This window comes from Acinetobacter sp. AOR43_HL (genome assembly GCF_027854635.1).
In the GTDB taxonomy this organism is placed as follows: domain Bacteria; phylum Pseudomonadota; class Gammaproteobacteria; order Pseudomonadales; family Moraxellaceae; genus Acinetobacter; species Acinetobacter pittii.
In genome coordinates this window covers 34254-49483 of the sequence record NZ_JAKTHX010000002.1, presented here as the reverse complement: position 1 = coordinate 49483, position 15230 = coordinate 34254, and the positions used below count along the sequence as shown (strand labels likewise).

At 38.4% G+C, this 15230-nt stretch carries 13 protein-coding genes; 5 read left to right on the top strand and 8 right to left on the bottom strand.

The window, feature by feature from the left end; genetic code table 11:
- Nucleotides 1-183 precede the first annotated feature (183 nt).
- Genes MKL33_RS00235 through MKL33_RS00220 form a run of 4 tightly spaced genes read left to right on the top strand, consistent with a single transcriptional unit; the run spans nt 184 to nt 5036 of the window.
- Complete coding sequence (locus MKL33_RS00235; protein ID WP_270906265.1) at nt 184-1671, top strand: TolC family protein; 1488 nt, start codon at nt 184-186, stop codon at nt 1669-1671.
- A 12-nt stretch (nt 1672-1683) separates the two neighbouring features.
- Nucleotides 1684-2808 (top strand): HlyD family secretion protein, encoded by a 1125-nt coding sequence (locus MKL33_RS00230; RefSeq protein WP_270906264.1) that lies wholly within the window; start codon nt 1684-1686, stop codon nt 2806-2808.
- A 3-nt stretch (nt 2809-2811) separates the two neighbouring features.
- Nucleotides 2812-3942 (top strand): ABC transporter permease, encoded by a 1131-nt coding sequence (locus MKL33_RS00225; protein ID WP_270906263.1) that lies wholly within the window; start codon nt 2812-2814, stop codon nt 3940-3942.
- The gene (locus tag MKL33_RS00220; RefSeq protein ID WP_069035757.1) at nt 3939-5036 is read left to right on the top strand and encodes an A1S_2622 family ABC transporter permease subunit; all 1098 of its coding nucleotides are present in this window, start codon (nt 3939-3941) and stop codon (nt 5034-5036) included. The genes MKL33_RS00225 and MKL33_RS00220 overlap by 4 nt, the downstream gene beginning before the upstream one ends.
- Nucleotides 5037-5080: 44 nt before the next feature.
- On the opposite strand, the gene gyrA is transcribed toward MKL33_RS00220, so the two are convergent.
- From gyrA to xerA, 4 genes are all read right to left on the bottom strand, one after another.
- A complete protein-coding gene (gyrA, locus tag MKL33_RS00215; RefSeq protein WP_270906262.1) occupies nt 5081-7795 on the bottom strand; it encodes a DNA gyrase subunit A in 2715 nt (904 codons plus the stop codon).
- A 365-nt stretch (nt 7796-8160) separates the two neighbouring features.
- A complete protein-coding gene (locus MKL33_RS00210; RefSeq protein WP_161282545.1) occupies nt 8161-9093 on the bottom strand; it encodes an electron transfer flavoprotein subunit alpha/FixB family protein in 933 nt (310 codons plus the stop codon).
- A gap of 17 nt (nt 9094-9110) precedes the next feature.
- Complete coding sequence (locus MKL33_RS00205) at nt 9111-9860, bottom strand: electron transfer flavoprotein subunit beta/FixA family protein (RefSeq protein WP_002118903.1); 750 nt, start codon at nt 9858-9860, stop codon at nt 9111-9113.
- A 461-nt stretch (nt 9861-10321) separates the two neighbouring features.
- The gene (xerA, locus tag MKL33_RS00200) at nt 10322-11209 is read right to left on the bottom strand and encodes a site-specific tyrosine recombinase/integron integrase (RefSeq protein ID WP_014207413.1); all 888 of its coding nucleotides are present in this window, start codon (nt 11207-11209) and stop codon (nt 10322-10324) included.
- Between the two features lie 165 nt (nt 11210-11374).
- Between xerA and MKL33_RS00195 the strand changes: the two genes are divergently transcribed.
- Nucleotides 11375-11998 (top strand): LysE family translocator, encoded by a 624-nt coding sequence (locus tag MKL33_RS00195; RefSeq protein ID WP_060464875.1) that lies wholly within the window; start codon nt 11375-11377, stop codon nt 11996-11998.
- A gap of 43 nt (nt 11999-12041) precedes the next feature.
- Here the strand turns inward: MKL33_RS00195 and MKL33_RS00190 are convergent, their stop codons facing one another.
- The 4 genes from MKL33_RS00190 to lptM form a co-directional block, all read right to left on the bottom strand.
- Nucleotides 12042-12647, bottom strand: coding sequence for an alpha/beta fold hydrolase (locus MKL33_RS00190; RefSeq protein WP_161282546.1), 606 nt, complete (start codon nt 12645-12647; stop codon nt 12042-12044).
- A 101-nt stretch (nt 12648-12748) separates the two neighbouring features.
- Nucleotides 12749-13594: a diaminopimelate epimerase gene (gene dapF / locus MKL33_RS00185; RefSeq protein WP_130120336.1), complete on the bottom strand. Its 846-nt coding sequence runs from the start codon at nt 13592-13594 to the stop codon at nt 12749-12751.
- 5 nt (nt 13595-13599) lie between these two features.
- Nucleotides 13600-14850, bottom strand: a complete 1251-nt coding sequence (gene lysA / locus MKL33_RS00180; RefSeq protein WP_078221284.1) for a diaminopimelate decarboxylase — start codon at nt 14848-14850, stop codon at nt 13600-13602.
- A gap of 22 nt (nt 14851-14872) precedes the next feature.
- Nucleotides 14873-15094 carry an LPS translocon maturation chaperone LptM gene (gene lptM, locus MKL33_RS00175; RefSeq protein ID WP_002118887.1) on the bottom strand — a complete coding sequence of 74 codons (222 nt, stop codon included), beginning with the start codon at nt 15092-15094 and terminating at the stop codon, nt 14873-14875.
- Nucleotides 15095-15230 lie beyond the last annotated feature (136 nt).

The window sequence follows — 15230 nt, the reverse complement described above, 5'->3', positions numbered from 1 at the left end:
GACTTGTGATTATCATTTCACATACCTTGATAGCTATTACAAAAATATTGGCTTAGTAAATTCAATAATTAAAGGAGCTAAAAACCACCATGTTTTTATACAAATGTATAATAAACAAGATGATAATTGAATTTAATAACAAGAAATTTAAACTATAAGGGATGCCAAAAATTGTTATTTAAAATGCCAACACATCGATATAGACAGTCTATTTTTCCCTTTTCATTTAAACCCAAACATCTTGCTTTGGCTTTAGGCTTTTTTTTCACTAATCACTTATACGCCGAAAGCTTAAGTTATGCTGAAGCAGAACAACAAGCTTTGAAAAGTTCATATAGCACTCAAGCCAATCAAGCATTACAGCAAGCATCTCAATTAGAAGCTGAAGCAGTAAAGGGCCTCGGATTACCTAGAGTTGATTTAAATGTCAGAGCCTACGCTTTTCATAGTGAAACAGATGTTCCCCTTGGTTCTTTTAAACAAAAACTTGAGAATGATTTAAGCCAAGGGCTAAACGATAAACTTTCACAGTGGAACAATGTCATTCCATCAGATGTGCTGGGACAAGTTCAAGAAGGCGCAAACCAAACCATACATGATGGTATAAATCGCTTTCCTGATTATGCGAATCTAACTATCGAAGATCAGGTTGTACGCCCTTCTATTTCGGTCGTTATGCCACTTTATACAGGCGGCTTAACCAGTAGCGCTAAAAAAATAGCAAATATACAAGCACAGCGCTCTGAACTTTCAAGCCAACAACAACAAGATATACAGCGATTTGAAGTAGTACAAAGTTACTTTAATGTGCAATTACAGGAGCAACTGGTCGCAAGTAGCTTATTTAATTTTAATGCGATGCAAAAACATTACAGCAATGCCCTAAAGCTGGAACAACAAGGATTTATTAGTAAAGGGCAACGCATGCAATTTGAAGTCGCGCGTAATAATGCGGAACGTACTTTACAAAATACTCAAGCTAACTTAAATGCCAGCCGCTTTAGCCTTAATAACCTTTTACATCAACAAAATAATGTAGATTTAAGTACACCTTTATTTGTAAACAACACTCCCAGCCAGTCTCTAGAATCACTTTTAACCACTTATTCACAAAAATCTAGCCTTGTACAAAAAATGCAGATGGATACTCAACTGGCTAACGTAAATATTCAAGCTCAACAAGCCGCAAAAAAACCAAGTCTATTTGCATTTGGTGAATATGCGCTTGATGAAAATGAAAACTGGATTGTCGGTGTAATGGCAAAATACAATCTATTTTCAGGTGTAGATAAAAATAAGAATATTCATGCCGCTGAATTAAAGCGTTACGCTTCTGAACTCATGACTGAACGAACTAAACAAGAGATCGAAGCTCTTTTGAATAAATCATATAACGAGCTTAACTCTGCTCAGCAAAGTCATCAGCTTTTACAAAGAAACGTAAATGCTGCTCAAGAAAACCTACGTATTCAAGAACTTTCTTTCCGCGAAGGAATGGGTACAGCAACCCAAGTGATTGATGCGCAAAATGCATTAAGTGCGTTAAAAACTGAAATGGCTTTAAATGCTTATAAATATGTCATGTCACTCGCAACGCTATTACAAAGCCATGGCTCCATTGACCAGTTTAAAGCTTATGTCAATCAACCACATACCGACTATATTCGTTAATGGGAGTATAAAATGAATCAAGACTCAGCTCATTCAGAACAAGATTCTCCTGTTGCGGATACGGCAGAAACCAACCAAGTTCAAAAAGATGATCCAGTTAGTGACCATCAAGAATCAAACACAAATAAAGATGATTCAAAACCACCTAAAAACTCTAAAATTAAACTGATTATTGGTGTAATTATTATTATTGCCCTATTAGGTTTAATTATTTTTGGTTTGTGGAAAAGCTATCAGCCGAAACCTATTGAACTTCAAGGCCGAGTTGAAGCCGAGACTATTCACGTAAGTACAAAAGTTCCAAGTCGTATTGAAGAAATTTATGTACAAGAAGGCCAGAAAATTTCCAAAGGCCAGCCCCTTGTTCGTTTGGTTAGCCCTGAAATAGAAGCTAAAAAGCAACAAGCCTTGGCTACCTTACAATCGGCTTTAGCATTTCAATCTACGGTAGATCGAGGTTCTCAACAAGAAAATATCGATACTCTTTATGCCAACTGGCAAAGTACGAAAGCACAAGCAAACCTTGCCAAAACTACTTACCAACGTGGTGAGAATTTATATAGACAAGGCGTCATTTCACGTCAAAGAAGAGATGAAATGCTTGCTGCACAAACTTCTGCTCAAGAATTAAGTGAAGCCTCTTATCAGCAATATGCCCGTGCAAAACGTGGCAGTACCAGCCAACAAAAATCTACAGCAGATGCACAGGTTGAAATTGCACAAGCTGCAGTAGCTGAAGCAAAAGCTTTAGAGGAAGAGACACGTTTACTCTCACCTATTTCAGGCACAGTTTCAAAAACTTATGGTAAACCTTCTGAATTAGTCGCTATGGGCGTGCCTGTTGTCAGCATTTTAGAAGATGATGATTTATGGGTAAGTTTAAACGTAGGTGAAAATCAATACGCCTCTGTTTATAAAAATAAAAATCTTGAAGGATTCATTCCAGCTCTTAATCAGAAGGTGAATTTTAAAATTAAGAATATTGATGCTGAAGGTGAATTCGCCACCATTAAAACGACTCGCCAAACTGGAGGCTATGATATTCGTAGCTTCAAATTACATCTGGTGCCTGAAAGTCCTGTCAAAGATTTAAAGGTTGGCATGAGTGTTCTATTTAAAATTAAAGAAGAAAAATAAAGCATGTTTGCCAGTATATTACGGGAACTAAACTATCTAAAAAGCAATAAATGGGATTTGTGTATGGTGACACTCATCCCTGCTTTTATCATTTTCATGTTTAGCAGCATGTTTTACGCAGGTAAAGCTGAACACTTACCAATTGCGATTATTGATCAGGACCAAAGTGAACTCAGCCGTAATATTGAAAAGTATCTTTCGTTGAATCATACAGTAGACATTAAAACAATTACGGCAAGCTCTGCTGAGGCTGAACAACTACTCAATGAAACCAAAATATGGGGTTATGTTTTTATTCCAGACGGGGCTGAAAAGCGCTTCGTGAAAGCACAAGATGCTCAAATCAGCATTGCATTTAACCAATCTTTTTTTAGTGTCGGAAATACCATTTCTTCAGCAATGCTGGTCAGTACCCTCAATGCTTTAGCAGACTATGCTGGTCAAAGTTATCTTGTAAATAGTATTCCCTATTTAGATATTCCTACAGCTCATGTAAAAATCTCAACGCTTTATAATCCAAGCATGAGCTATGAGTTTTATTTAGAACCTTTCATGGTTCCTGCTGTATTGCACTTATTGCTGTGTTGCTGTGTTGCCTTTGCTATTGGACAAGAACTTAAACGTGGCACATTAACAGCATGGGTAAACCGAGAAAGTTTTATTCAAGGCTTACTGGCTAAAAATCTGCTTTATAGCCTTATTTTTTGTTTCTGGACATGGCTATGGATGTTTTGGCTGGTTGAAATTCGTGGCTGGTTTGTAGCGGGTTCTCTTAGTTTATTGTTATGTGCACAGTTTTTACTTTATTTTGCCTACGCTTTGATTAGTAGCACCGTCATTCTTGCAACCAAAAATTTAAGTAAAACTTTTGGCTTTATTGCGGTATATGGTGGGTCTTCTTTAAGTTTCGCAGGCGTTACGCTACCTTTAAATAATGCGCCTATTTTCACCAAGTTTTGGTCACTCATTATTCCGTATACTCCTTATGCCAAGCTTCAAACCGAACAATGGGTGATCGGCAGTCCAGTTTTCATTTCAATGATTCCTTTTTTAATACTCATCGGTTATTGCCTGATTTACTTCTTTTTAAGTTGTCTATTGCTTAAAAAATTAGTTCGAGGGGCAACACAATGAAAGAATTCTTTAAGGCTTATGGGCAAACATTTAAAGACATTGTAAGTAATAGCTCAGTTTTCACAACGCTAATTTTATCGGTCATTCTTTACAGCTTTTTTTATCCTACCGCCTATAAAGCTGAGCGTGCAGAATCTATTCCTATTGTCATTGTTGATGAAGAACAAAGTCTCTTAACTTCTCAATTAATCGGTCAAAGTGCAAATAGTCCCCATGTTCATATTGTTACTGTTACAAGCAATTTCTTACAAGCAGAACAAATAGTTCGTGAACAAAAAGCCGATGGTATTTTACTTTTACCCAACAACCTAACTCAAAGCTTGCGCAGAGGAGAAACAGGTGGAATCGGCTTATACTTAAGCACAACCAACTTTTTAAAAACTAAAGAAATTGGTTTAGGTCTAGCAACCTCGATTGAAGCTACATTAAAAGAATATATTGAAAAATTCGGACAACGCACTCATTTCCAGCCAGCGCTTTCTATTCATCAAGTGCCGTTATTTAATCCACTTTCAGGGTATGGAAGTTATATTTTTCCGGCTGTTGCATCTTTGATTATTCATCAAACGATTGTGCTAGGTTCGGCAATGTTAATAGCTAGCTATCGTGAGCAACGTGAAAAGATTACAGCTGTTCGCCTCGCTGGAGTTTTCGCAAGTATATTTACGATTGGTTGTTTAGGGTGTTTTTATCTTTTTGGTTTTACCTTGTGGTTCAATGACTATCCACACGGTGGAAATTTTATAGGTCTACTCATTGCCGTTCCAATTTTTATTAGTTGTGTGATTGGATTAGGTATGTTGATCGGATCACTTTTGGATATGCCGGAACGTGCCGGACATATTATTGTGTTTAGCTCTGTACCTTTATTCTTACTCACTGGAGCTGCTTGGCCTCATCAAGCAATGCCTGAATGGCTACAATGGTTTGCGTGGTGTTTACCATCAACACATGGGGTACAAATGTTTGTGCAACTTAACCAGATGGGCGTTCCATTAGCCACAGTTGTACCAAAACTGATATTTCTTGGGACCCTTGGATTAATATTGGTGAGTTTATCTTATTATCGGCTTGTTAAAAAATCTTCTTCATAAAATAAAAAAGGAAGCTTATGCTTCCTTTTTTATTTAAGTTTTACTTACTCTTCAGAAGCATCTTCATTATTTGATACAACTTCTTCGCTATCAGTTTCAGTAGTATCTACTTCGCCTTCGAGAAACTCTTCTTCATCTTCGACAGCTTCAATAGACACCACACCTACTAGAGTTTCTTCTTCACTTAAGCGAATTAGGCGTACACCTTGTGCATTACGACCAGTCATCGCAACTTCTGCTGCACGGGTACGAACTAATGTACCGCCATCAGAAATAAGTAACAATTCTTTGGTTTCATCAATAGACACTGCACCAACAAGCTCACCGTTACGTTCGCTTGTCTTAATCGCAATTACACCCTTACCGCCACGTTTCTTGGTCGGGAAGTCATTTACAGGAGTACGTTTACCGTAACCGTTGGCACTTGCACATAGTACTTCACCTGTTTCAGGTACAACTACAAGCGATACGATACGACTTACTAAATTTGAATCTGCTGAATCGTCATTGTCATCTGATTCATCATTTTCAACATCTGCATCTTCTTCACTTAAAGTACTGCTTGCAAAGCTCACGCGCATACCACGAACACCTTTCGCAGTACGACCCATTGCACGTACGTCAGTCTCAGCAAAACGGATTGCCTTACCTTCGTTCGAGAACAACATGATTTGCTGATTACCATCAGTAATCGCAACACCAATTAAGGTATCTTCTTCATTGAGCTCAATTGCACGTAAACCATTTGAACGGATATTAGCGAATTGCTCTAAATCAACACGTTTAACCGTACCTGATGCTGTCGCCATAAATACGTAATGGTTTTCTGGGAACTCAGTTAACGGCAAGATAGCTGTTACTGTTTCATTCGCATCTAAAGGTAACAAGTTCACAATCGGTCGGCCTTTCGCACCACGTGATGCTTGAGGCACTTCAAACACACGAAGACGATATACTTTACCTACGTTGGTAAAGCACAGCACAGTCGCATGGTTTGAAGCTACAATGAGATGTTGAATAAAGTCATCATCTTTCATTGAAGTTGCTGACTTACCACGACCACCACGGCGCTGAGCCTGATAGTCTGAAAGTGGTTGAGTTTTTGCATAACCTGTTTGTGAAACCGTTAATACAACTTGCTCTTCAGGAATTAAATCTTCACGGCTAAAATCAATACGTGATTCAATAATTTCAGTGCGACGTCCATCACCATACTGTTGTAGTACCAGTGCTAACTCTTCGCGAATTACAGCCATCAATAAATTGAAATCATTCAAAATCGCAGTAAGTTCAGCGATTTGACCTAAAATTTCAGTATATTCTGCATGTAATTTGTCTTGTTCAAGACCTGTTAAACGGTGTAAACGTAATTCTAAAATCGCGCCTACTTGTGTTGGTGATAAACGGTAAATTGAATCGGTTAAACCAAATGGACGATCTGGGTTTTCACCTTCGATTTCATCTGGACGAACAGAAATTGCACCAGCTTTTTCAAGCAATGAAACCACACCACCACCTGCCCACTCACCTGCAAGTAAACGCTCACGCGCTTCAGCAGGGTTAGCAGAAGTTTTAATAGTCTCGATAATTTCATCGATATTGGCTAAAGCAACTGTTAAGCCTTCTAAGATATGACCACGTTCACGTGCTTTACGCAGTTCGAACATGGTACGGCGTGTCACAACTTCTTGGCGGTGACGGATAAATGCCGCAATAATATCTTTCAGATTCATCAATTTTGGTTGTCCGTTATCAAGACAAACCATATTGATGCTGAATGAGTTCTCAAGTTGAGTATTTAAGAATAAGTTATTTACAACGACTTCAGCGTTTTCACCACGCTTTAAGTCAATTGCAATACGCATACCTTCTTTGTCAGACTCATCACGAAGTTCTGAAATACCTTCAAGTTTTTTCTCTTTCACTAACTCAGCAATACGTTCAATAACTCTTGCTTTGTTTACTTGATATGGAATTTCAGTAAAGACGATGGTTGTACGGCCTGTCTTTTCATCTTCTTCGAAATGGTACTTACCACGAATATGTAAGCGGCCTTTACCTGTACGGTAGGCATCAACAATACCCGATTTACCGTAAATAATACCGCCTGTAGGGAAGTCAGGACCCGTAATGTATTCCATCAATCCTTCAATCGAGATATTCGGATTGTCAGCATAGGCTAAGCACGCATTCACAACTTCTGTCATGTTATGCGGTGCCATGTTGGTTGCCATACCTACGGCAATACCAGCAGCACCATTAATTAACAAGTTAGGAACACGTGTCGGAAGTACTTCAGGAATACGCTCAGAACCGTCGTAGTTATCTTCCCAGTCAACCGTGTCTTTTTCTAGATCTGCAAGAAGCTCGTGTGCAAGCTTGGTCATACGGACTTCGGTATAACGCATCGCAGCTGCGCTATCACCATCAATCGAACCGAAGTTACCCTGACCATCTACCAATAAATAACGTAAGCTAAAGTCCTGAGCCATACGTACAATGGTTTCATAAACAGCTGAGTCACCATGAGGGTGATATTTACCGATTACGTCCCCAACAACACGCGCAGATTTCTTGTAGGCTTTGTTATAGTCATTGCCCAATTCGTGCATGGCATAAAGCACACGACGGTGAACAGGTTTCAGACCGTCTCTCACATCCGGCAATGCACGAGATACGATTACACTCATCGCGTAATCTAAATATGAATGCTTGAGTTCGTCCTCAATGGCAATCGGTCGGATTTCCGATACGCTCATGCATACTCCTTCTTACAGATAGAAATTTCCATCTGCTTATATGTCTTGATCTTGCAAAAAATTTAGTTCCGGAAACTGAACTAAAATCGAAAAAAATATAGCTGTATACTATAGCATAAAAGCACTTTGTAATGTGCGGAATCTACACCGCTAATCTGGTGATATTTGTATAATTTAATTGCATATTATTCTTATCATATCGCTATAACGAGCATGTTCTATTCTTAATAAAACTATGTGATTTTTATTCTATAAAAATCAAACCTCAAATGAGATAAAAGTCTCAGTTATACATTTCAGGACACTATCCATAATAAAAAACCCCTAGTAAAAACTAAGGGTTTTTCAGCTTTAATCAGTAAAGATTAAAGTTTAGATACCAATTCTGGTACTACAGTGTTCAAATCACCAACTAACCAGTAGTCAGCAACACTGTTGATTGGCGCTTCTTCGTCTTTGTTGATTGCAACAATAACTTTAGAATCTTTCATACCAGCTAAATGCTGGATCGCACCAGAAATACCTACAGCAACGTAAAGCTCAGGTGCAACGATTTTACCAGTTTGACCAACTTGGAAATCGTTAGGTACAAAGCCCGCATCAACTGCTGCACGTGAAGCACCTTGTGCTGCACCGAGCTTGTCAGCTAATGGATCAAGTACTTTATGGTAGTTCTCACCAGAACCTACACCACGACCACCAGAAACCACGATGCGAGCCGCAGTTAATTCTGGACGATCAAGCTTAACGATTTCTTCAGATACGAAGTGTGAAATACCCGCATCTTTTACTTCGCCAACTGTTTCAATAGCAGCTGAACCGCCTTCCGCAGCAACTGGATCAAATGCTGTACCACGAACAGTACCCACAATGATTGCTTCGTCAGATTGAACAGTTGCAATCGCGTTACCAGCGTAGATAGGACGCTTGAATGTGTTCGCAGATTCAACAGAAATAATATCTGTGATCATGCTTACATCAAGAAGAGCAGCAACACGTGGAAGAATGTTCTTACCAGTCGTTGTAGAAGCAGCTAAAACGTATTTGTAACCTTTAGCCAAGTCAGCAACTAAGCCAGCTACGTTTTCAGCTAATTGGTTTGCATAAGCAGCGTTGTCAGCAAGTAAAACTTTGCTTACACCAGCAACTTTAGCAGCAGCATCAGCAACTGCTTGAGCACCAGAACCAGCAACTAATACAGTAATATCACCACCGATTTTTTGTGCTGCAGCAACAACGTTTAAAGTAGCACCGTTAAGTACTTGGTTGTTGTGGTCAGCGATAACTAAAATACTCATGATTTTATCCTTCCGTATTAGATCACTTTCGCTTCATTTTTCAATTTTTCAACAAGCTCATCTACAGATTTCACTTGTACGCCAGCTTTACGTTCTGCTGGAGCTTCAACTTTAACAGTTTTAAGCTTAGTACCAGCTGTAACGCCATAATCCGCAGGAGATTTAGTATCAAGTGGCTTCTTACGAGCTTTCATGATGTTAGGCAATGCTGCATAACGTGGCTCGTTCAAACGCAAGTCAGTCGTGATGATTGCAGGAAGTGTAAGTTCAACAGTTTGTAAACCACCGTCAACTTCACGAGTCACTTGTACTTTACCGCCATCAACTTTCACTTCAGAAGCGAATGTACCTTGACCAGCACCTAATAATGCACCAAGCATTTGACCTACTTGGTTAGAGTCATCATCAATTGCTTGTTTACCAAGAAGGATAAGTTCTGGTTTTTCAGCTTCAACAACACCTTTTAAAATTTTAGCAACTTCTAAAGCGCCAATTTCATCAGTAGTTTCAACCAAAATACCACGGTCTGCGCCTAGAGCCATTGCAGAACGGATTTGTTCTTGAGCTTCTTTAGGACCAACAGAAACAACAACGATTTCTGATACTGTTCCTTTTTCTTTTAAGCGAACCGCTTCTTCCACTGCGATTTCACAAAATGGGTTAATTGACATTTTTACGTTGGTAAGGTCAACCCCACTATTGTCCGGCTTAACACGAACTTTAACGTTGGCATCAACCACGCGTTTTACAGCAACAAGAGCCTTCATGTAATCCTCGGCTGTTCTAGCAAAAGTAAATGTTGAGAAAAGTATATTAACTCTTCAATTAAAATTTTTTAGGTACCCTATCTTGCAATGTGTTTGGCATTTCGGTCAAGTCACAATTTTCTGGAACAGCACAAAAAAAATGAAATCATCAGTTCATAAAAAAATTTTAGACTGCTATGAAGGCCTATTTTATTCTTTTTAAACTGTATTTTATACATTGATTTTTATTATCTTTTTATCTTATTTAGCATATTAGCTAGAAACATAACATTACTTTTAAAAACCTTAAATCCGAGGTTTTTTAGACCCAGTAGTCGATAAAATACCCAAAGATCAAAATGGTCAATTTGGCTGTTTTGACTATTTCTCTTAAACAAATTTGTAAAAAAATACAAATGATCTCTACATTCACCTAAAACTTCTCAATTTAATTATCTATTTATTGAGTCTATTTTTAAATTTTAGTTTTTATGAGCCCTTGGATGAGCTTGATCATATACTTGTGCTAAATGATCAAAATCAATATGCGTATAAATTTGTGTCGTAGACAAATTACTGTGACCTAACATTTCTTGTACTGATCGCAAATCACCACTACTTGATAGCATATGGCTAGCAAAACAATGACGTAATAAATGCGGATGTAAATCTACATTTACACCTGCTCTTTGTGCCTGAAGTTTCACTCGTTTTTCAATTTGCCTTGGAGTGAGCGCTCCGCCTCGCAAGGAAATAAAGACAGAATCGTTTTGATCGAAATGTCCCTTCCAAATTTTGTAAACTTTCAACCAGTTCAATAGACTTTCTTTTGCTTTTTTCCCAAATGGTACTATACGGGTTTTATTTCCTTTACCTGTAATACGAACAAGTTGGCGATTAAAATCTACATCTTTAACTGTTAAACCTTGTAATTCAGCTAAACGTAAACCACTTGAGTAAAGTAACTCGAGCATGGCTTTATCTCTTAGCCACAATTGCTGATCAACTGGTTTTTCCGGCATAGGTTGATCTAAAATTTGATTAACCGTTTCTATGTCGATCATACCCGGCAAAGGCCTAGGCTGACGTTTAAGCTTAAAATCATCAGTAGGGTTAATTTCTAGATATTTTCCTTGTTCAGCCCATTTCATAAATTGGCGAATTGAAGTGAGATGGCGTTGCATGCTACTTGAACTTAACTGGTCCTGTTCGACACGCTGCGCTAAGTACTCTCTTAAATCTGAAGCTTCAATATTTCTCAAATCTAGTTGTTTGTGCTCGCAGAACTCAAGAAAGCTTTTAACATCTCGTTCATAAGCAGTAATCGTGTGCTCAGATTGATTCTGTATTTTTCTTTCTTTTAACCACATTGAGAGCAGTTGTAATGCAAAATCCAAATTGCTCTCCATTTATTTGCTCATTTTTTTGAGTGTACCAAAAACTATGTGATCATGAAAATTTGATACCGCGCAACCTAATGCTGATCTAATTTATATATTACAATTTAAACCAAGTATTCATTGGACCATGCCGCCATGACCACCATACTCATTCCTTATTTAATTGCGATTACCTTACTTACACTGACCCCGGGTCTGGATACGACTTTAATTATTCGTACAGCAACACTTGAAGGTAAATCGAAAGCGTTTCAAGCAGCGGTCGGCATTAGCCTTGGCTGTATTGTATGGGGAATTATGGTTGCCTGTGGTCTAGGTGCTTTGCTCATGGCATCTGATCTCGCTTTTAATATTCTAAAATGGATGGGAGCAGCTTATCTAGCATGGTTAGGTTTAAATATGATTTTAAAACCACGTAGCCAACTTGCAGATATTCAAGAGAATAGTTCAAATACCTCTCCTTCACAAAATTGGTTTATTAAAGGCTTTTTGGGTAATTTACTTAATCCCAAAGTTGGTATTTTTTATATTTCATTTCTTCCACAGTTTATTCCACCACAAGCATCGGCAGTTACTTGGGTGATGGGACTGGTAATGATTCATGTGGTGATTGGAATGTTATGGTCAACTTTATTAATTTTGGCTATGCAACCACTGTCACGTTATCTTAAGCAACCTAAATTTGTGAAATATATGGACCGAATTACTGGCAGTATTTTTGTGTTGTTTGCTTTGAAATTAGCTTTGAGTAAAAAGTAAATTTTAAAAAGCGTGCTAACACATAGCACGCTTTTTAAAAGACTTACCTCATCTTTTTTAAATAATCTTTAATTTGTGCGGCCACTTCATCAGCATGTTTTTCTGCCAACTGATGATCTCCACCTTTAACAATATGCAGCCTTGAATTTTTAAATATCTGATTTAAGTATGTTCCCACTTCAACGGGGCTCACTGGATCGTTATCGCCCCAGATTAATAAAGTTTCAATGTTTATATCTGATAAAAACTCTTCGTAGTTAACATTGGTAGTAATAAACCAATCAGGATATTTAAAAAAGGCTTGGCGGTATGCTTCACGCCAGTCTTGAACATTAAATCGTTTAAGGTTGATTCCACCAGAAGTAGCAATTAAAACCAACCCTTTCACCAAATGAGTTTTTTTTAGCGCTGCGGCAACGGCAAAAATCCCACCCATTGATTGAGCAATAATTACAGATTCTTCATTAATTTGATCGACCACATAATTTGTTAGGTCTTCAAAACTCTTCACTTCAAGGGATTCTGGTGTATCGCCAAAACCGGGGTAACCAATAATTTTTGTACGGTATTGCTGAGGTAATTTTTCAATTAAAGGATACCAAAATGCAGTACTGCCTGATGCACCGGGTAAGAAAATTAAATTATTCATATTTTTATAAAGTTATAAAATTAAAAAATTATTCTACATATAAAAGAAAGTCTCTTTTATCATTTTAGATAATAAAAGAGACTTCTATTTTGGTAATGCGATTAGCCTTGGAAATAACGTAAATCCAAACGCCCATCATAAACATGAGTTGTTGGACCAGTCATCCAGACCACATCGCCTTCTTGCCATTCAATTTGTAACTTACCACCAGCAAGCTCAACTTCAACTGAGTTCGCAAGTAAGCCACGGCGCATACCACTTACCGCAGCAGCACATGCCCCTGTACCACAAGCTAATGTTTCACCAACACCACGTTCAAATACACGTAAGCGCACATGTTTTTCATCAATTACTTGCATAAAGCCAGCATTTACACGTTCAGGGAACCGTTTATGTGACTCAACTTGTGGACCAATGCCGGCAACATCTGCAGTTAATACATCTGGAACAATAGTGACAGCGTGAGGATTGCCCATATTGACCACATCAATCTTAATGTTCTGGTCGTTAGCTAACTCAAGTGTATATAAAGCTTCTGCTTGTTCTGCAACGAATGGAATTTCATTCGGCAAGAACTTTGGGTAGCCCATATTGACGCGAACCCAACCATTTTGTCCCAATTCAGGTTTTACGATACCTGCTTTGGTTTGGACAGTAATACTTGTTTTGGTCGTTAAATGGCGCTCATGTACAAAACGAGCAAAACAGCGTACTCCGTTACCACATTGTTCAACTTCAGAACCATCTGCATTAAAAATACGATATTTAAAATCTGCTTCCGGTAAATCTGGTGGTTCAACAATTAAAAGTTGATCAAAACCGATGCCAAAATGACGATCGGCTAAGCGTTGAATTGTTTCTGTATCTAAATAAGCACGTTGGCTGATCAGATCAACCACCATAAAGTCGTTGCCTAGGCCATGCATTTTAGTAAATTCTAACAACATTTCATTTACTCCTCAGGCAACAAGCGTTCATTTTCCCAAAGGGACTCAACCGTTTCACGCTCACGAATCAAATGGGCTTTATCACCTGACACCATTACTTCTGCGGCACGGCCACGTGTGTTGTAATTTGAACTCATTACAAAACCATAAGCACCGGCGCCAAGAACAGCTAACAAGTCATTTTCTTTTAAAGCCAATGAACGATCTTTACCAATGAAGTCACCCGTTTCACAGATTGCACCAACAAGATCCCAAGTTTTTTCTTCAATATCTGAACTTGGCACCACAGGCTGGATATCCATCCATGCTTCATATAAAGCAGGGCGAATTAAATCATTCATTGCAGCATCAATAATGGCAAAGTTACGGTGGCTCGTTGGCTTGAGCAAATCAACTTTTGTTAAAAGCACACCTGCATTTGCACTAATGCTACGACCCGGTTCCATATAAACCTTGAGACCTAATTTTTCTAAAGCAGGTTTCATTGAGTTGGCATATTCTTCAACACTTGGCGGCGTTTCATCTTTATAACAAACACCCAAACCACCACCGATATCAATATGTTTAAGAGTAATACCAAGTTTTTTTAGTTCTTCGATCATCAACATGACACGATCTAAAGCATCAACAAACGGTTTAGTCTCGGTCAATTGCGAACCGATGTGGCAGTCAATTCCAATAATTTCAAGGTTTGGTAAAGATGCAGCATATTGATAGGTTTCATAAACGGTATCACTTGGAATACCAAATTTATTTTCTTTTAAACCTGTTGAAATATAAGGATGAGTTTTTGCATCTACGTCTGGATTTACACGTAAAGAAATCGGCGCTTTTTTGCCTAGACGAGCTGCAACTTTCTGAAGACGGTCTAGTTCTGCATAAGACTCTACGTTAAAGCAAGCAATGCCTACATTTAACGATGTTTCAATATCAGCTTCGGTTTTACCTAAACCAGAAAAAACAACTTTAGATGCATCTCCCCCCGCTTTTAAAACGCGTGCAAGTTCACCACCTGATACGATATCAAAACCAGCACCAAGTTTTGCCAACACATTAAGAACAGCTATATTTGAGTTAGATTTCACCGCAAAACAGATTTGATGATCAATAAAATCAAAAGCACGGTCCATATCTAAGTAATGTTTTTCAAAAGCTGCTTTTGAATAAACATACAAAGGGGTGCCAAATTGCTGCGCAAGCTGCTCCATAGAACATTGCTCTGCATGCAATACTCCATTAATGCGAGTGAAACTCATGAATGTGTCCTTATTTCAAAGCTTAAGGTGAAGTTGTTTGGGTTGGGGCTGATGATTCAACTGGCTGTTCAGCCTGCTCATCCTGTTGAACAACTTGTTTCTGTTCTTTATTACGATAGAGCAAGTATTTCGCACGTTTGTCATAATTCGGATCAGAAGGTAGCTGTAATGCTCCTGACTGACCACAAGCGCTAAGCAAAATACTGCTGCTCAATAAACTGATGAGGCAAATGACACGACGCATCTGAGCACCTGATTTAAACAATTCGATGCAGTATACCGTGATCATGCAGGCGGCTAAAGAGTAAACTTAAAGAGAAAAACAATATGCATAAAAAACGCCAGCTTTTCAGCCGGCGTTTGATCATAAGCAAATAAAT